At 62.0% G+C, this 17,482-nt stretch carries 17 protein-coding genes and 1 tRNA gene; 4 read left to right on the forward strand and 14 right to left on the reverse strand.

From position 1 onward, the window contains the following. Positions 1 to 20 precede the first annotated feature (20 nt). Positions 21 to 1,286, forward strand: coding sequence for an MgtC/SapB family protein (locus RBH22_RS13790; RefSeq protein ID WP_306677927.1), 1,266 nt, complete (start codon positions 21 to 23; stop codon positions 1,284 to 1,286). 96 nt (positions 1,287 to 1,382) lie between these two features. Here RBH22_RS13790 and phnE (RBH22_RS13795) read toward each other — a convergent pair whose 3' ends face one another. The 10 genes from phnE (RBH22_RS13795) to RBH22_RS13840 all read right to left on the reverse strand — a co-directional run bounded on the left by phnE (RBH22_RS13795) (position 1,383) and on the right by RBH22_RS13840 (position 11,790). Beyond that, a complete protein-coding gene (phnE, locus tag RBH22_RS13795; protein ID WP_306677863.1) occupies positions 1,383 to 2,174 on the reverse strand; it encodes a phosphonate ABC transporter, permease protein PhnE in 792 nt (263 codons plus the stop codon). After that, a complete protein-coding gene (gene phnE / locus RBH22_RS13800) occupies positions 2,171 to 2,980 on the reverse strand; it encodes a phosphonate ABC transporter, permease protein PhnE (protein ID WP_121569163.1) in 810 nt (269 codons plus the stop codon). Before phnE (RBH22_RS13800) ends, phnE (RBH22_RS13795) begins: the two co-directional genes overlap by 4 nt. Before the next feature lies 1 nt (position 2,981). Further along, the gene (gene phnC, locus RBH22_RS13805) at positions 2,982 to 3,809 is read right to left on the reverse strand and encodes a phosphonate ABC transporter ATP-binding protein (protein ID WP_306677864.1); all 828 of its coding nucleotides are present in this window, start codon (positions 3,807 to 3,809) and stop codon (positions 2,982 to 2,984) included. A gap of 59 nt (positions 3,810 to 3,868) precedes the next feature. Beyond that, the gene (gene phnD / locus RBH22_RS13810; protein ID WP_306677865.1) at positions 3,869 to 5,071 is read right to left on the reverse strand and encodes a phosphate/phosphite/phosphonate ABC transporter substrate-binding protein; all 1,203 of its coding nucleotides are present in this window, start codon (positions 5,069 to 5,071) and stop codon (positions 3,869 to 3,871) included. Between the two features lie 431 nt (positions 5,072 to 5,502). After that, the gene (locus RBH22_RS13815) at positions 5,503 to 6,249 is read right to left on the reverse strand and encodes a glycerophosphodiester phosphodiesterase (RefSeq protein ID WP_306677866.1); all 747 of its coding nucleotides are present in this window, start codon (positions 6,247 to 6,249) and stop codon (positions 5,503 to 5,505) included. Between the two features lie 36 nt (positions 6,250 to 6,285). Then, positions 6,286 to 7,428, reverse strand: coding sequence for a sn-glycerol-3-phosphate ABC transporter ATP-binding protein UgpC (ugpC, locus tag RBH22_RS13820; protein ID WP_306677867.1), 1,143 nt, complete (start codon positions 7,426 to 7,428; stop codon positions 6,286 to 6,288). Between the two features lie 6 nt (positions 7,429 to 7,434). Then, the gene (locus RBH22_RS13825; RefSeq protein WP_306677868.1) at positions 7,435 to 8,310 is read right to left on the reverse strand and encodes an ABC transporter permease subunit; all 876 of its coding nucleotides are present in this window, start codon (positions 8,308 to 8,310) and stop codon (positions 7,435 to 7,437) included. A gap of 52 nt (positions 8,311 to 8,362) precedes the next feature. After that, on the reverse strand, positions 8,363 to 9,256 hold the full coding sequence (locus RBH22_RS13830; RefSeq protein ID WP_256290295.1) for a sugar ABC transporter permease: 894 nt from the start codon (positions 9,254 to 9,256) through the stop codon (positions 8,363 to 8,365). A 59-nt stretch (positions 9,257 to 9,315) separates the two neighbouring features. Next, on the reverse strand, positions 9,316 to 10,731 hold the full coding sequence (locus tag RBH22_RS13835) for an ABC transporter substrate-binding protein (RefSeq protein ID WP_256290294.1): 1,416 nt from the start codon (positions 10,729 to 10,731) through the stop codon (positions 9,316 to 9,318). Positions 10,732 to 10,977: 246 nt separating this feature from the next. After that, positions 10,978 to 11,790 carry an IclR family transcriptional regulator gene (locus tag RBH22_RS13840; protein ID WP_306677869.1) on the reverse strand — a complete coding sequence of 271 codons (813 nt, stop codon included), beginning with the start codon at positions 11,788 to 11,790 and terminating at the stop codon, positions 10,978 to 10,980. A 667-nt stretch (positions 11,791 to 12,457) separates the two neighbouring features. On the opposite strand from RBH22_RS13840, the gene RBH22_RS13845 reads away from it, so the two are divergent. After that, complete coding sequence (locus RBH22_RS13845; protein WP_306677870.1) at positions 12,458 to 12,787, forward strand: hypothetical protein; 330 nt, start codon at positions 12,458 to 12,460, stop codon at positions 12,785 to 12,787. Between the two features lie 130 nt (positions 12,788 to 12,917). Beyond that, positions 12,918 to 13,130 carry a hypothetical protein gene (locus tag RBH22_RS13850; protein WP_306677871.1) on the forward strand — a complete coding sequence of 71 codons (213 nt, stop codon included), beginning with the start codon at positions 12,918 to 12,920 and terminating at the stop codon, positions 13,128 to 13,130. 439 nt (positions 13,131 to 13,569) lie between these two features. On the opposite strand, the gene RBH22_RS13855 is transcribed toward RBH22_RS13850, so the two are convergent. The 4 genes from RBH22_RS13855 to RBH22_RS13870 all read right to left on the reverse strand — a co-directional run bounded on the left by RBH22_RS13855 (position 13,570) and on the right by RBH22_RS13870 (position 16,264). Continuing rightward, a tRNA-Arg gene (locus RBH22_RS13855) sits at positions 13,570 to 13,642 on the reverse strand. A gap of 76 nt (positions 13,643 to 13,718) precedes the next feature. Next, the gene (locus tag RBH22_RS13860; protein ID WP_306677872.1) at positions 13,719 to 14,306 is read right to left on the reverse strand and encodes a 2Fe-2S iron-sulfur cluster-binding protein; all 588 of its coding nucleotides are present in this window, start codon (positions 14,304 to 14,306) and stop codon (positions 13,719 to 13,721) included. 101 nt (positions 14,307 to 14,407) lie between these two features. After that, entirely contained in the window at positions 14,408 to 15,307 is a 900-nt protein-coding gene (gene gnd / locus RBH22_RS13865) for a phosphogluconate dehydrogenase (NAD(+)-dependent, decarboxylating) (RefSeq protein ID WP_306677873.1), read from the reverse strand. A 39-nt stretch (positions 15,308 to 15,346) separates the two neighbouring features. Continuing rightward, on the reverse strand, positions 15,347 to 16,264 hold the full coding sequence (locus RBH22_RS13870) for a hypothetical protein (RefSeq protein ID WP_306677874.1): 918 nt from the start codon (positions 16,262 to 16,264) through the stop codon (positions 15,347 to 15,349). Between the two features lie 61 nt (positions 16,265 to 16,325). Between RBH22_RS13870 and RBH22_RS13875 the strand changes: the two genes are divergently transcribed. Further along, positions 16,326 to 17,435: an aminopeptidase gene (locus RBH22_RS13875; RefSeq protein ID WP_306677875.1), complete on the forward strand. Its 1,110-nt coding sequence runs from the start codon at positions 16,326 to 16,328 to the stop codon at positions 17,433 to 17,435. Positions 17,436 to 17,482 lie beyond the last annotated feature (47 nt).

Raw genomic sequence — 17,482 nt, forward strand, 5'->3', positions numbered from 1 at the left:
CCGGGCAGTAGGTGACGACGATGCAGTTTGGCCCCGAGACCGTCCCGATCGACGCGAACGTCTTCAATCTCTTCGTCGCGGGAGCGCTCGGTATGCTGCTCGGCTTGGAGCGCGAGTGGTCGAACAAGTCCGCTGGCATCCGCACGTTCACTCTGACCAGTCTCGTCGGCGTCGCGGCCGCGACTATCGGGCAGACTGTCCTCCTGGCGCTCGGCGGACTGTTGGTCCTCACACAGGGGATGCTTCTCGGGCTCCGCGGCGTGCTGACCGACGTCCGTGAGGGATCCCCAGACGAGGAAAGCGGTCTCGCGTTGACGACGTCGACGTCGCTGCTCGTCGCGTACGTCGTCGGCGTCCTCGTCGGGAGCGACTACGTCCTCGTGGGCGTCGTCATCGCGATCACGTCGTCGTTCCTCCTGGTGTTGCGCCGGGAACTCCATCAGTTCGCGAAACAACTCTCACACCAGGAGGTCCGCGGGGCGGCCGAGTTCGCGATCATCGCGTTCGTCGTCTACCCGCTGCTCCCTTCGGGGACCTACGGGCCGTGGAACGCCATCGATCCGCAACTCATCTGGATGCTCGTCATCGCCGTCAGCGCCATCGGGTTCGCGAACTACGCGATTATGCAACGCTACGGCGGCCGTGGAATGCTCATCACGGGCTTTTTCGGCGGCCTCGTCAACTCGACGGCGGTCATCGGTGAGATCGCGAACCGGGCGAAGGCCAACCTCGGCGTCCTCGACTTAGCGGTGGCGACGATTCTCGTCGCCGACGCCGCGATGGCGATCCGAAACCTCATCATCGTCGTCGCGTTCGTCCCCCAATCGGCGTTCAGCGTCGGCCTCCCGCTCGGACTCATCGCCGTCGGCGGCGTCCTCCTGACCGGCTACGAACGGAACTGGCGCGGCGAGATGGATCTTGATCTCGATTCGCCGTTCAGCAGCGCGAACGCGCTGACCTTCGGCGTGCTGTTCTTGATCGTGCTCGTGGCTACCGCGGGCGCACAGCAGATGTTCGGCACCGCGGGCTTCCTCGTCACGAGTTTCCTCAGCGGACTGCTTTCGAGTGGGACAACGACGACGACCGCGGTTTCGCTCACGAGCACGGGACAGATCTCGCCGAGCGTCGCTGCGCAGGGCGTCTTGGCCGGGACGCTGGCGAGCATCCTCGTGAAAGTGTGGCTCGCCGTCGGCATCAATCGGAAACTGTTCCGCCCTGTCACCCTCCGATCGGCCTACCTCTCGATGCTCGGATTGGTTGGCGTCCTCGCGGTCCACTTCCTGTGAGCGGTGGCTCGGATCAGTTGGCCCACGGCAGGTCACCACCTCAGGGTTCCAGCGGCTCGCTGTTCCGACCCCGATTCGAAAACGCGAGATGTCGAGTTAGCGAACTTTACGGCGCAGATACGCCGACGTGACTTCGCTGAAGATGACGATCCCCAGGATCGCAAGCAGGATCGTCAGCACGCCTTGCCAGCGGAAGAAGTTGATCGACGTGTTGAGTTCGACCCCGATTCCTCCGGCCCCAACGAACCCGATGATCGTCGAGGCGCGGACGTTGATGTCCCAGCGGTAGGTGGCGACGCCGATGAACGCCGGCTTGATCTGCGGTGCGATGCCGTATATCGCCGCCTCGATCGAGTTCGCGCCTGTGGCCGTGATCGCCTCGACCTGGCCGGCGTCGATCTCCTCGATCGCCTCGGCGAGGAGTTTCGAACAGAAGCCGATCGACCGCACTGCGATAGCCAACGTTCCAGCGAGCGCGCCGGATCCGAAGATGATCACGAAGACCAGCGCCCAGATGATCACGTTCACCGACCGGGACGCAGAGATGATGAACTTCCCGAGAGCGAATCCGGGTCTGTTCGGCGTCGTGTTTTCCGCACCCAGTAACGCGACTGGAATCGCCATCAGTAACGCCAGTCCGGTCCCGAGAATCGCGATGTGGACTGTCTCGATGAGGGGGCCGAGGATGTCGGTCGTGTACCCGACGTCCGGCGGATACATCCGATTCACGAGGTCCATAAACTCCACGGGGGCACTGCCGACGTAATTATAATTTATCTGTAAGAGTCGCCAGGAGATGGCCGCTGCGACGAGTGTGACCAGTATCAGGACGTATCGTACCAACCGCTGGCGCGGCGTGCGTCGCTCCCAGGTCTGATAGTCCGTCATTGTATCCGCCCCCTGATGTAGGTGCTGACGAACTCACCGACCATGACGATCGCGATGATCGCGAGCACGATGGTCAGGAAAAAGTCGTAGTCGTACTTGTCGAACGAGTTGAGGAGCGTTGAGCCGATGCCGCCGGCCCCGACGATTCCCACGATCGTACTGTGACGGATGTTGATGTCCCAGCGGTAGATCGTCAGGCCGACGACGCGCGGCATCACCTGCGGAACGACGCCGAACAGCATCGTTTGCGTCTGGTTCGCGCCGGTCGCTTCGACAGCCTCCATCTGTCCCGCGTCGATGTCTTCGATGTCTTCGGCGAGCAACTTCGCGAAGAACCCGACCGTCTTGTACGAGAGCGCGATCACGCCTGCGAGTGCGCCGATCCCGACCGCCTTGACGGCGATGATCGCGATGATAAGTTCGTGGAACGCTCGTGAGACGGTGATGATCCCGCGACCGACCCAGTACACCGGCTGGGGTGCGATGTTCTCGGCCGCCATAAACGCGACCGGGATCGAGAGGATGACGCCGATGATCGTCGCGACGACCGACATCGCGAGGCTTTCGATCAGTCCCTGGATCAGGAGGTCGGTCTTGAACGGCGTGAACTCCGGTGGGAACATCCCGCCGAGGAGTTCGGCGGCGGCGGTCCACCCCTGTGCGGCCCGGGCGGGAGAGATCCGCATATTCCAGGCGCTCCACAGCAGAAACGCGCCGATGACGACGTACACGGCCCACTTTACGTACCGGTTGTAGAACGCCGTCGGGCGCTGCCACGACCGCGTGTCAGATTGTTCTGTCGCCATTTTATCCCCGGCGCAGCGCGCCCTCTTGTGTGGCTGCGTCCTCTGCCGTTTCTTCGGCGGACGATCGTTTGGGGTCCGTCTCCTCGGGGATCTCCTCACCGCGGTAGATCTGCCCGCGAGCCGTCTCGTCGAGACCTTCGGGCGTGCCCTCGAAGACTTTCTGCCCGTTACGGAGCCCGACGATCCGATCGGCGTACTCTTCGGCCAGATTGACCTCGTGAATGTTTATCAATACCGGGATGTCGTCGTCGGCGGCGATTTCGGTGAGGAGTTCCATCACGGCGCGCGAGGTTTCGGGGTCGAGACTGCTCGTGGGCTCGTCGACGAGCAGGATCTTCGGGCGCTGCAGGATCGCTCGCGCGATGCCGACGCGCTGCCGTTGTCCACCGGACAGTTCGTCGGCGCGGTCGTCTTCGTGCCCTTCGAGACCGACTCGGTCTAAGACCTCGTAGGCTCGCCCGACGTCGTCGCCGCCGAACTTTCGCCGAAACGCCTCCCACGTACTGACGTAGCCGAGGCGGCCCGAAAGCACGTTCTCCATCACGGTCAGCCGCTCGACGAGATTGAACTCCTGGAAGATCATCCCCATATCGCGCCGCGCGTTGCGGAGTTTCTTCCCGGAGAGATCTGTCACCTCCAGTCCATCGAGTTCGACACTGCCTCCCGAGGGTTCGGTGAGGCGGTTGATACAGCGGATGAACGTACTCTTTCCGGCGCCGCTCGGTCCGATGACTGCGACTGTCTCGTTGCCCGTTACTTCGAGTGAGACGCCTTTGAGCGCCTCGTCGCCGGAGGAGTACGTCTTCTGTAGATCGGTTACTGAGAGCATATCTGGTGTATTATCGTGAGTCTCACAACGGTGCGAAGAGCGGAACGACGGGGGATCGACTACTCGCCGATGTTGCCCGTCTCGTACTCGACTTCGAGCGATTCCTGGATCTGGAGGATGATGTCCCAGACCGTCGCGTAATCGATCTCGACCCACGTGCCACGCCCCTCGAACTCCTCGGCGATGGTGGTGTCTTCGTAGTCGTACTCGAGGAACGCCGCACGAACGCCCTCCTGGATGTCGGGGTGGAGCGTGTGGACGTACGAGAAGGCAGTCGTCGGGAACGGTTCCGACGCCCAGATGCACTTGATCGCGCTCGGATCGAGCTGATCGTCGGCCGCGACGCGGCCATAACAGGTCGAACAGACCGGGGCGGCGGGGTAATCTCCGTTCGCGACGCCGAGCGAACTCTGTTGGTGGCCGCCGGAGTATGCCACCTCGTAGTCCTCGCCGGGCACGACGCCCTGATTGGCGAATAGTGCCCGCGGGGCCAGGTTCCCCGAGTTCGAGGATGGGTCGGCGTGTGCGATCGTCTTTCCTTCCAGGTCTTCGAGTTCGACGATCTCTCCGTTGTCCAGTTGGGTGATGAGCCAGAGCCGATAGCCGAACGAGCCGCCCTCGCCGCTGCCGTCGATCTGGACCGAGAACGGGACCGCGCCTGCAATGTTGACGGCGAACGGAACTGTCCCTGTCGAGAATCCTGCGAGGTGGAGCCGCTCCGATCGCATCGACTCGACCTGCGCCGCGTAGGAGTCGAGCGTCGCGTACTCGACGGTCTTTCCGGTCTCCTCTTCGATGTTGTTGAGGAGCGGTTCCAGCGTGTTCTCGTACACCGTCGGGTCTTCGGTGGGGACAAGCGAGAACTGCAGCGTGTCGGGGTCGAGCCACTCGCTCTCGTCCTCGGGTGTCGATGGAACCGGTTCGCCGTAACGCGGTTCCTCGCGCGGGTTCTCTCGCATCCGTTCGAGGTCCGTCATCGACCCGGTCTCGTACCCCGCCTCGAGCAGCGTACTCGTCAACTGCGGGAACTGCGGGTCTGTGGGGTCGAACTCGGGGAACGTCGACGGATCTGTCGGATCGAGGCCTTCCTCACCGCTGGTGGTGGTCTCATCACTGCCACCCGCGGTCGTGGTCGTACTCTCTCCGCTTTCGGTTTGCGTTTGCGTCTCAGTACCACTACTGCCGCCGCTGCATCCTGCGACGCTCGCGAGTGCAGCCGCACTGATCCCGCTGACGAACTTCCTTCGGTCTATCCGGCGCATAATATCATAATTGATCGTTTTGTTATTTATGCTTTTGCAGGATTATATATCTATATTGGTTCTAAATACACATATGTTAAATTTTGTATGGCTTATAGAGTACATTTATGTGACTTATACACGGTTGACTATCGGATAGCATATTTGTCTAAAACCAATTCTGAGTGGTTCTAACTGTTTCTAGACGCTATTCAGCTGTAGAATTAACAGCGAATCATCACGTTACTTTGGATGCTGTTTTGCACCACTGTCTCCGTGAGTCGCCTGCGCCTCGTCCGTGAACAGTCACGGTACCGTTCTGTGCGGCGCGCCGGTCGACATCCGGATTCGATGCGTCGTTCGGGGCCCCGAGTTACTCGGTGCCCCTGCCGTGCAACTCGTAGTGATCGTCGTACCTGTTCATCGACGCTCGCCACACCGTTGGCGGGCATCTATACGGACTTCCGAGAATCACTCTCACTCTCTTTTTCGGAGTCCGTCTCTCCGTCGCGGCAGACGGCGGCGAGTTCGCAATCGTCGATCACGACGCCGTCGACCCCGCGCGCTCGAAGTTCGCGGAGGTCCGCTTCGTCCGCGGCCGTCCAGGCATTGACGCCGAAGCCGCGAGCGTGCGCGTCGCCGACGACGTCGGTCTCGAGACAGAGTCCAACGTGCGGGTGGACGTAGTCACAGTCGAGTTCGGCAGCCGCATCGAGCGCTGCGTCCGTATCGAAGTCGGCGGCGGCTTCCTCGTCCTCGTAGAGCAAGAGCGCGAGCGACGCTGCCCCGGCGTCGCGAGCGGCGGCGACCGCTGCCGGTCGGAACGAGGAGACGATCACTTCGTGGTCGTAGCGACTCGCGACCTCGACAGTCTCGTTGGCGACCCCCTTCTCTTTCAGCTCCAGATTCAGCCCGACGTCTGTGGGTACAGCCTCGAACGCCTCCGTCAACGTCGGGATCGACTCGCCGCTGCCGAGGATTGACACTTCTTTGAGGTCCGCCAGCGGCGTCGATGCGACCTCGCCGGTGGCGTCGGTCACCCGGTCGAGCGTCTCGTCGTGGAAGATCACGAGTTCGCCGGACCCACACCGTTGGACGTCGGTTTCGATCATATCGACGACCGACGCCGAGCGCCGGAACGCCCGGAGCGTGTTCTCGGGGTACTGCGTCAGACAGCCGCGATGCGCGATCGGCCGCACGCTACCGCCGCCCCTGCCGACGCGGTTTCGCCCCGCTCACGGCTCTGGCTGGGTGGGTACCGCGTCGGACGAGGCGTGCCCGCGCGGGGAGGAGTGATAGATGGCCTCGCCCGTCCCGTCGAACACGTGCAGGCGCTCTTCGTCGACGCCGAGTTCGAGTCTGTCGCCTGGGTCGATCGAACTCCGCGCGGCAGCCTTCACGTGGATCTCGTCGTCGCCGACCCGACAGTGGATGAGCAGCGACTCTCCGAGCGGTTCGGTGACGGTGACTTCCGCCTCGAACGTCGGGACGTCGCCGGCGACGTTCCTCGCGAGCGAGATGTCCTCTGGCCGTATCCCGAAGAACGCCGATTTCGGCTGGGCCGTGAACGAGTCGGCGTTCGGGAGCGGAAGCTCGAACTGCTCGTGGCGCACACTGATGTCGGAGCCGTCTGAAACGAGTTCGACGGGCAGGATGTTCATCGCCGGGCTGCCGATGAACTCCGCGACGAACCGCGTCGCCGGGTAGTCGTAGAGCAACTGCGGGGGATCGACCTGTTCGATCTCGCCGTCGTTGAGGACCGCGACCCGATCGCCGAGCGTCATCGCCTCGGTCTGGTCGTGCGTCACGTACAGCGTCGTCGCGTCGAGTTCCCGGTGCAGTTGCAGGAGTTCGGCCCGCATCTGCACCCGGAGCTTCGCGTCGAGGTTGCTCAGCGGTTCGTCCAGCAGGAACACGTCGGGTTCGCGGACGAGCGCGCGGCCGATTGCGACGCGCTGGCGTTCGCCGCCGGACAGTTCGCTGGGCCGCCGGTCGAGCAGTTCCTCGATGTCGAGAATCTCGGCGGCTTCGCGGACGCGCTCGTCGATCTCCGCGCTGGTGTAGTTGCTGACGGACTTCATTCCGAACTTCATATTCTCCGCGCCCGTCATGTGCGGATACAGCGCGTAGTTCTGGAACACCATCGCGATGCTGCGCTCTTTCGGCTCCAGATCGTTGACCCGCCGGTCGCCGATGTGGAGGTCGCCGCTCGTGATGTCCTCCAGTCCGGCGATCATTCGCAGCGTCGTCGACTTCCCACAGCCCGATGGGCCGACGAGCACGAGGAACTCCCCGTTCTCGACTTCGAGGTCGATGTCGTCGACTGCCGTTACGTCGTCGAACCGTTTCGTGAGTCCGGTGATAGTTATATCAGACATTGTGAATCACTTCTGTTGGATTGCCAGCGTCTTGAGCAGCGGTCGGTGCAACACGATGAGCACGGCCAGCGGCGGAAGCAGCGCTAGCACGGCGCCGGCCATGATGAGTCCCCACCGGGTGAGCCCCGACTGCGACGCCGCCTGCAGGAAGCGCAACCCGACCTGCACGACCTGCTTACTCTGGTCGTTGATGATGATGAGCGGCCAAAGGTACTGATTCCACGCGTAGATGAACGTGATCACCGAGACACCCGCAATCATACCCTTGGACATCGGGATCAACACCTCCCAGAGGAACCGCAGCGGACCGACGCCGTCGAGGTGTGCGTTCTCGACCAGCGAGGCGGGGATCGACATGAAGTGCTGTCTGAACAGGAAGACGGCCGTCGCACTCGCGATGTACGGGCCGGTGATGGCCATCAGCGTGTTCCCCCACCCCAGCCGTGCCATCAGGTCGAAAAGCGGCACGATGCGGACCGGGACCGGCAGCAAGAGCGTGAGCAGAATGAACATAAACACCGCGCGCTCGTAGGGGAACCGGTAGTAGACGAGCGCCAGCGCGGCGAACAGCGACAGCGTCACCTTGCCGACGACGATGATCACCGACATCACGACCGAGTTGATCATATACTCGCCGAAGCCGTACTGATTCAGCGCGGTCTGGTAGTTCGAGAGCCCTTCGCTCCCCACGCCGATATTAGTGATCTGGTAGACCTCCGTCGTGTTCTGCGTGCTCATAACGAGCGCCAAGAGCAGTGGCAGTCCCATCAGGAAAATCGATAGGAGCAGTCCGCCGTGGACGATCACCTGTTCGGTCTCGACACCCTCCGGTAGCAGGCGTCCGAGGACGGACTTCGAAGACGGACCTGTCTGTGTCGCCATCTATTGTACCTCCCGCATCTCGACAGTGGGTATTGGATCTTTGCCTCGCATATTATCCTCCGTAGTGCGCGTAGCTCTCGGAGAGACGCAGTTGGACGTACATCAGTATCGCCACGATGGCGAACAGGACGACCGACTCGGCCGACGCCAGCCCGAGGCTGCTGAACTCGAACGCGTCGCGGTAGAGTTTGAAGATCAGCAGATTCGTCGCGCCGCTCGGACCACCGCTGGTCATCAGATCGACGAGCGGGAACGTCGAGAAGAACGCGTAGATCGTGTCCATCACGACCAAGAAGACGAGCGTCGGCGACATCAGCGGGATGTAGACCCGGTACAACATCTTCAGGTGACCGACGCCGTCGATCTCGGCCGATTCGGTCAGCGTCTCGGGGATGTTGTTGAGGGCTGCGACCATGAAGATGATGTTGTACCCCAACTGCTTCCAGATGGCGACGACGGCGACGACGGCGAACGCCTGCGGCCCGTTCGTGAACCAGTCGAGTGAGGTCCCGGTGAGTTGTTCCAGGTAGTAGGTGATGATTCCCAGCGAGGGGTGAAGCAGGAACAGGAGCACCGACGCGGCGACGGCTGTCGGGAGGGCGTAGGGCCAGATGGCCGCGATCAGGTACGTCGACGAGCCGACGTCGACCTCGAACAAGAGATACGAGACGAAAAGCGAGACGGCGAGCGTCCCGATGACGACGACAGCCGCGAACGCGACGGAGATCGCGAAACTCGAATGGTACTCTGAAGACGTTGCGAGCGTGACGTAGTTCTCCAGCCCGACGAAGACCTTCTGACTCCCCAGCAGAATCGTCTGTGAGAGGCTCAGTCGGAAGGTCTCCAACCCGGGATAGTAGAGAAACGCGATTAGGACGATGAACGTCGGTAAGAGCAGCAGAAACGCCTGCCACTTCGATTCGTACGGTTCCGTGAATTCTGACATAGTCTCGATGCGAAGGGGGTGATTATGAACTTATGCGGGCGTTCGTTCGAACGACTCGATTATGCAACGCGGTCGTTGTAGCTCTGCAGGGTCTCGTCGACGTCGCTTTTCATCTGTGAGAGCCCGTCGCTGACGTTCGTGTTGCCCTGAATCATACTGACGTACCCTTCCTCGATGATGGTACGGACTTCCGGGAACGGACCCATCAGCGCCCCGCTCGTCGCGGGCGTGCTCTCGGTCTCGTTGAGCTGGTCGATCGCGGTTCTGAACGCCGGGTTCTCCTCGTAGAAGCCCTCGTCTTCGAGCTGCGTGATCGACTCCTCACGAACCGGGAAGTAACCGGTCCCCGTGTGCCACTGCGCCTGCTGCTCCGGTTGCGTCATGAACAGGAGCAACTCCGCGGCGGCCTGCTGCTGCGCGTCCGAGAGGCCCTGCGGGACCCACAGCGACGCCCCGCCGATCGGAATCCCCGTCCGGTCGCCACCGGGCGCGGGCAGGTACGCGGTGTCGAGTTCGAAGCCGTTGTCGGCGGCGCCCTGCTTCATCGGCGCGATGCTCGACGTCGAGTAGATGATCATCCCGGTTTTCTGCGTCAGGAACGCCTGCTGTGCTTCGCCCCACGCTTCGATGCCGGGATTCAGGTACTGATCCTGTTCGTAGAGGTCCGTCCACCACTCGAAGATGTTCTGTGCGGCCTCGCTGTCGAGGTTCGACTCCGTGGCGCGCCCGTTCCGTCCGTTCTCGTTGTTCACGACTGTCGTGTTCTGCTGTGCGAACCAGGACTCGACGAACCACGAGTGGTTCGGGAACGTCATCCCCTGGTCGACGACGCCCTCGCTGGTGAGCGTGTTTGCGGCGTCCGTGATGCCCTGATACGTCGTGGGCGGGGAGTCCGGATCCAGTCCGGCCTCCTCGAAGGCATCCCGGTTGTACATCATAATCGCGTTGCTGGAGTTGAACGGCATCGAGTTCAGCTTTCCGTCGACGCGATAGAAGTCCAGCACCGGATCGAGGAAGTTGTCGAAGTTGATTCGGTCGCTCGGAATGATGTCTTCGACGGGCACGAACGCCTGGCTGTCGATAGCCAACTGGGTCCCGATCTCGAAGATCTGGGAGAGCGCCGGCGGATTCCCGGAACTCACTGCCGACGTCGTGGCGTTGAGGTTGTCGCGGTAACTGTTGCGCGAGGTCGTTTCGACGGTGATCCCGTCGCTCTGCTCTTCGAAACTATTCACGATGTCGTCGATGCGCTGCGCGAGGTCGCCGCCCATCGCGTGCCAGAACTGAATCGTGACCGACTGGTCACCACTGGACCCCACCGTCGTGCCGGTCGAGTCGCCGCCGCCTGAACCGCCGCTCTCGGTGGTTTCTTCTCCCCCACCGTTGCCGCCCTGACTGGAACAGCCCGCGAGTCCCGCAACTGTCGCCGCACCTGCTCCTTTGAGAAACGTCCGTCTGGATTTGATTGGCTTCATTTGCACTCGGATGGAAATTACATTTTACCCACATAATTCTTTGGTATGTTCTATATATATCACTCTGTTTCCCACAGTTACGCCGGGAGGGACCCGCAGTCAACCGTGATTCTCTATGAAAAACAACCCATTCTACCATTGATTTATTACCATCTTCCGCGTACTCGCCCCCAATCCGTGCGAATATAGAGCACAGTACCAAACAATAGCTGCTGGACGGCTTCGGGTTCCGGGTAGTCGGCTGGATTACCGGGGCGGACGCGACCGCTCTGCGAGCGCTGCTTCGAGCGAGCGGACCGTCTCTTCGAGGGCTCTCGGGAGGTGCTCTTCCAAGACGGCGCCGTCGATGCGGTACGTCGGTCCGGCGACGCTGAGCGCGCCGGCGACAGTCCCGTCGGGGCCGCAAACCGCCTTTCCGAGGCTTCGCATCCCCTCGGTGTATCCCTGATCGTTGACGGCGTATCCGTCCTCACGGATCCGTTCGAGCGCCTCGAACAGCGTCGCTCGATCAGTGATGGTGTGTTCGGTTCGTCTCGGGAGCCCCCGTCGATCGAGGATCCGCTCGACCCGTTCTTCCGAATACTCGGCGAGAATCGCGAGCCCGGCGGCCGTCGAGTGCATCCCGTAACTGTCGCCGACCCGAGCTCGGTAGGATGCTGACGAGTCGGTATCGACCGAATCGTCGTACTTTACCCAGGGGTGATACGACTCGACGAGGGTGGTCACACGACCACCGTCCTCGACGACGAAGTCGACCTCTTCTTGGGTTCGCTCGGTTAGCTCCGTTACTGCTTCTGTCGCTTCCTCGAAGCCCGGCCAGTGATGCCTGACGTGCTCGCCGTAGGTGAGGAGCCCCAGTCCGATCCGATAGGCGTTGCCGTCCCGTCTGAGGAATCCGTTCTGTTCGAGAGTCACGAGGTGCTTGTAAGCCGTGCTCTTCGCGAGCCCCACCGCGTCGGCAATCTCCGTTAGCCGCGCGCTGTCCCGTCGTCTGACTACATCGAGAATCTCGATCGACGTCTGCGTCGTCTGAACGGTCGGGCGCGCGTCGTCGTTCATACTGTTTAGTCAACGGATGTAAATATAAAAGTTCGGTCAGGACGAACATTAGTCTGCTGTCGCTCGTCAGACGCCGTCTAAATGCGTTTTACGCTCGACCCTGTTCCGCTATACGGACTCAATTTAGTTATCCACAATCTATACGCTATAATATATGTAATATCTGTACTTGTATAGATACCTTCTAAACGAGCGTTGTTCGAACAAACGAAACCTCGTTCTACGGCGACTCCAGCCCGACCCGTCGACTCGTCCTCGCGCGCTTCAACATCGAGATGTGATTCGACGGTTCGGCGGACTATAGTAGCATTTGCGAGTCTTCACTCACCGATTACACACTGTCGTGCGATCTGCTGGGTACTCATAGGGACTCTCGTAAGTCCTCGTAGATCTCCCGCCGGACGGTGCGGCGAGAATCTCCGAACAGTTACGATAATCCCTATCAGTTGCGAACGCTACTCTACTGTCTCTATTCCGAACGAACCCCTAACATACGTACGTATGTTATAGTTCTCTCGTATCGAACGTGTGATCCGCAACTGCTAGGCGCGCATCAAGTCGGCTACCGAACTGCTGTGGGCCGAAAATTCTCGCCTTCTCGGAGGTTGATGGCTCTGCTACAATCCAGATAGAAGCAAATTTGTACATTCTGTTCTCACTTTGTCGTATGGAAGACTCAGAATCTGTGAATGACGATGTAATCAACGTCTCTATGGAACTATCTGGACCGTACGAAGACGTTATGGAGAAATTAGGATCTAAAACTGACTCAGATGATTCCATCGAACCTCTTCTCGGAGACGTCAAACAGGTCCTCGAAACGGTCGAGCGGATGCAGGCCGGGACGCGGAGTACGATCGCCGCGGAACTCCCTGCAGAGATGACGGCCGATTACGACGCCGAGTCGCTCGTCGATCTTCTGCAAGTGCTCAAGCACTACGGGCTGCTGGAACTCGACGGAAACACGTGGAAAATCCCCGACGAGACGGAGCCGTAACCGTCCCCCGCAGCGTTTCCTGGTTTCACGCGCTCACACGACGCGTGCGATCGGCTGTATACTCACTCTCAAATGCTACTATATTTGTACGGACCCGACGATTTTTGCTCGACTGCGACAAGCCTCTTCTATGCCTCAGAACACTTCGGATGCCCTCGCTTCGCTCCTGGAGAGCGTGATCGAAGACACGGACGGCGCAGACGTTCACTTCAAACTCCGGACGGCCTTGCAGCTCCTCGACGTGGTTCGCGTGCGGAACGAGCGAATCAGCGATACCTTGTCCGATGTCGACCTCGACGACGACCTCGAAGAGCGGCTTCGAGAGTTGGGTTACGTCGAGTGACTCGTCTGACTCACGATAGACTCCACACCTTCTCAATTTAAACTCTACTAGTGTTTTATTGGGTCCTCGCAAGAAGGTTCGCGCGGCAAGATCTTCTCTCCCTGACTCACGCGTAGGCAGGCGATTTGCTGTCGCATAAATGACCGCACTCCGTCGACGGGGAGATACTGAGCGCAAACGGGACGTTAGTGGCGGCAACGGGTGTGGCTGCCGGTCACGATCGGCTGAAGTATGATGGAGAACGTCGAGCGGGCAATCGCGGACTCGACGACAGTTCAATACGCCCCGTTCATACGTAAATTTCACAGAACAGGCTCGACAGGGATTCAGTGCGAGGCGAGACAGATCTCGTTCACACGTAAACTCCACAAAACGGACCCGACGGGAGTCACGTGAGCGTCAGCGAACGTGACTACGTCGGGGGAGTGAGCGAAGCGAACGGACCCGACGGGATTTGAACCCGCGACATCCTGGTCCGGAACCAGGGACTCTGTCCACTGAGCTACGGGCCCTCGAAATTGGATAGACTGGCCGGTGGTTTAACCGTTGTGAACAGGTCTGTGACGTCGAATCAAAAGCGCGGCCGTCTCAGGGAGCTTCGCCAGTCTCGATCGAGAACTCGGCGCGCGGGTACGCGACGCACGTGAGTGTGTACCCCTCGTCGAGCTCGGCGTCGTCGAGCATCTGTTGGTTGTCGTGGACGACGTAGTCCTCGGAGTTGCCGCCGGAGGTAATCTGGCCGGCACAGGAGACACACTGACCCTGACGGCAGGCGTACGGCATATCCCAGCCTTCGTCTTCGCCGGCCTCGAGAACTGTCTCGTTGTTCGCGACCTCGATGGTCTCGCCCTGCTTGACGTACTCGACGTCGAAGTACTCGATTTCGTCTTCGGGAATGTTGGCAGGACTCGATTCCTCGGCTTCCCCGCTCTCTTCGAGTTCGGCCCCTTCCTCGCCGCCGGTGACAGCCCCTGCGGGGGCGGCACCGCCGCCGATGGACCGGTTCATCGGTTCGGGGAAGTCCGTCTCCGAAACGGTGCTCGCCCGCTGTTCGAGCACCTCCTGGGTGATGTCCGCGGTGGGCGTCCATCCGGTGCCGCGAGCGTAGTGCAGCGCCACCGCGAGGAGCGCCAGGGCCACCCCGGTGCCCAGCCCCACGAGGTTGATTTCGACCATATCGCCGGCTACGGAGTCGGGGGTTAAGGAAATTGTGATTGCCGCGCCGCGGTCGTCAGCGACGAACGAACCCGACGAACAGGGAGTTCACCTCCGTCGTGCTAGTCGCGCCGCTTCACTTCGTGGCGGCCGAACCCGTACCGCAGCCGATTGGCGAGTCGCCGGGCGAACCGGCCGTCGTCCGCGCGACTACCGAACCGCTCTGCGAGCGCCTGGTAGATGAGCGGCACCGGGATCTCCTGTTCGAGCGCTTCTTGAACCGTCCACGTCCCGGTCGAACCGCCGGCGACGTGGTCAGCAACGTCGCCCAGGTCGCTGCCCTCCCCGCGGAACGCCTCCTCGCAGAGTTCGAGCAGCCACGAGCGGATGACCGCGCCGTTGTTCCAAGTGCGCGCGACCGACTCCAGATCGAGGTCGTAGCGACCGTTCGCGAGCAACTCGAAGCCTTCGCCGTACGTCTGCATCAGTGCGTACTCGACGCCGTTGTGGACCATCTTCACGTAGTGGCCCGACCCACTCGGCCCCATCCGGTCGTGGCCGTCGGGACCGGTCGCGACGGCGTCGAAGACGGGCGTCATTGCCTCGTAGGCCCACTCGGGGCCGCCGACCATCAGCGAGAAGCCGAGTTCGGCTCCCGCCGGACCGCCGGAGGTCCCACAGTCGAGGTACGCCGCGTCGGTCGATTCCCCTCTGCGGACGGACGCCTCGAAGTGTGAGTTGCCGCCGTCGACGACGACGTCGTCTGCGCCGAGGTGCGGTTCGAGTTCTTCGAGCGTCGCGTCGACGGCCTCGCCCGCCGGCACCATCAGCCAGATCCGTTTCTCTGCGCCGAGTCGGTCGGTGAGGTCGTCGAGGTCCTCCGCGGGCGTCGCCCCCGCGTCGGCGGCGGTCGCGACTGCCTCCGCATCGAGGTCGAACGCCACCACGTCGTGGCCCGCGTCTAGCACGCGGTCGACGACGATCTGTCCCATCCGGCCGAGTCCGATAACGCCCAGTTGCATACGACCGATTCCGCCGCCGGAGGTGGTAGTGATTGTGGTTTAGAGCCGTTCGTCGAGCGCCTCAGCGAGCCGCGGGCCGGCGTCGCCGTCGACGCGGAAGAACAGTTCCGGTTCGATCAGTTCGACTTCGAGAAGATGAAAGTCGGTGCCGACGCCAGCGCCGGGCTCGGTCTGATCCAGACGACCCGACTCTCCGCGTTCGATGCCGTCGACGCGGGCGTACAGGGGGCGCTCGCCGTCCATCTCTGCCGTCACTGCATCGACGACGTCGTTGGCCTGCGCGCGGAGCGAATCGCTCGGTCTCTCGATCGCGACGCTGCCGCCGTGGTCCTCCTGTACGCGGAAGTCGCCCGCCTTCGGACGTTTGACGACGGCGTGGCTGAATGCACCGTCGAAAAACACCAGCGACCACTCGCCTGCCGTGATCCCGCCGGCGAACTGCTGGACGAGAACATCTCGCTCCGCCAGTAGGTCGTCGAACCAGACTTGCTCGTCTGCAGCGTCCGCACGGGCGATCCGTCTCGTCTCGAATGCGCCCGCACTGATGGCGGGCTTGACGACCACCTCGTCCCATTCGCGGTCGTCGACGATGGTCGATAGTTCGACGTCGCGACCGCGTTCGACGTACTCCGTCGGGAGCGTCGAGACGCCGCGTTCTTCGAGGTCGCGGAGGTAGAATTTGTGCTGATTCCACCGCAGCGTCTCGGGGTGATTCCACACCGGACACGAGGCCGCTTTCAGGCGGTCGATCCACGCCGCGAATTCCTCGGGGTGGCGGTAGTAGTCCCAGATCGATCGGACGAGCACGGCGTCGAACCGATCCCACGTGACCGAGTCGTCGGACCAGACGACCGGCTCGACGGTCACGTCGCGGTCGCGGAGGGCAGAAACGAAGGAGGCGTCGTCGTCGACGAGCGACGGAAGTTCCTCGCAGGTGGCAAGTGCGATAGTGGTCACGCCCGAGGTTCCCCCCCGCCGGGCGATAAGCGTTTTTCACCGCGCCGCGCGAGGACCGAGTATGGACGAACGCATCCGCGAACACGCGGAGATCCTTGTCGACTGGAGCGCTCGGATCGAAGAGGGAGACGACGTCGTCGTCAGCGTCGCCGAGGGCGCACACGACCTCGCAGTTGCCGTCGCCGAGGTGCTCGGTGAACGCGGCGCGAACGTCGTCACCACGTACGCGTCAGAAGAGGTTTCTCGCGCGTACCTCCGCGCGCACGCGGGAGACTTCGACGAAGCGCCGGCACACGAACTCGCACTCTACGAGAACGCCGACTCGGTCCTCGCTCTCGGCGGCGGTCGCAACACGTTCGCGACGGCCGACGTCGACGGCGAGACCCGACAGGCTGCCGCCCGCGCGAACCAGCGAGTTCGGGAGGCCCGCCTCGCGACCGACTGGGTCTCGACGGTCCACCCGACCCGCTCGCTCGCCCAGCAGGCCGGGATGTCGTATGAGGCCTACCAGGACTTCGTCTACGAGGCGATCCTCCGCGATTGGGAGTCCCTGGCCGAGGAGATGAGCCGCGTGAAGGACGTTCTCGACGCCGGCAGCGAAGTGCGGCTGGTGTCCGGCGACACCGACCTGACGATGTCGATCGAGGGTCGGAACGCGGTGAACTCTGCGGCCTCTGTCGCTTACGACTCGCACAATCTCCCCTCCGGAGAGGTCTTCACGGCTCCCTACGACACCGAAGGCGAGGTTCGATTCGACGTCCCGATGACCATCTCCGGGGCACGCGTCCGCGACGTCTGGCTCCGATTCGAAGACGGCGAGGTCGTCGACTTCACCGCCGCCGCTGGAGAAGACACTCTCGCCGACCTCATCGATACCGACGCCGGTGCGCGTCGACTCGGCGAACTCGGCATCGGGATGAACCGCGGCATCGACCGCGTCACCGACAACATCCTCTTCGACGAGAAGATGGGCGATACCGTCCACCTCGCGCTCGGGCGCGCGTACGACGCCTGCGTGCCCGCGGGCGAATCCGGCAACGACTCGGCCATCCATACCGACCTCATCACCGACGTTAGCGAAAACTCCCGGCTGGAGGTCGACGGCGACGTGATCCAGCGGAACGGGCGATTCTACTGGGAGGACGGCTTCGAGACCGACTCCGAGACGTAGACTGTCAGCGCCGACAGAACACCGACCAGCACAGGGGCGTGAGCCGC

The organism is Halobellus sp. H-GB7 (assembly GCF_030848585.1).
In the GTDB taxonomy this organism is placed as follows: Archaea; Halobacteriota; Halobacteria; order Halobacteriales; family Haloferacaceae; genus Haloquadratum; species Haloquadratum inordinatus.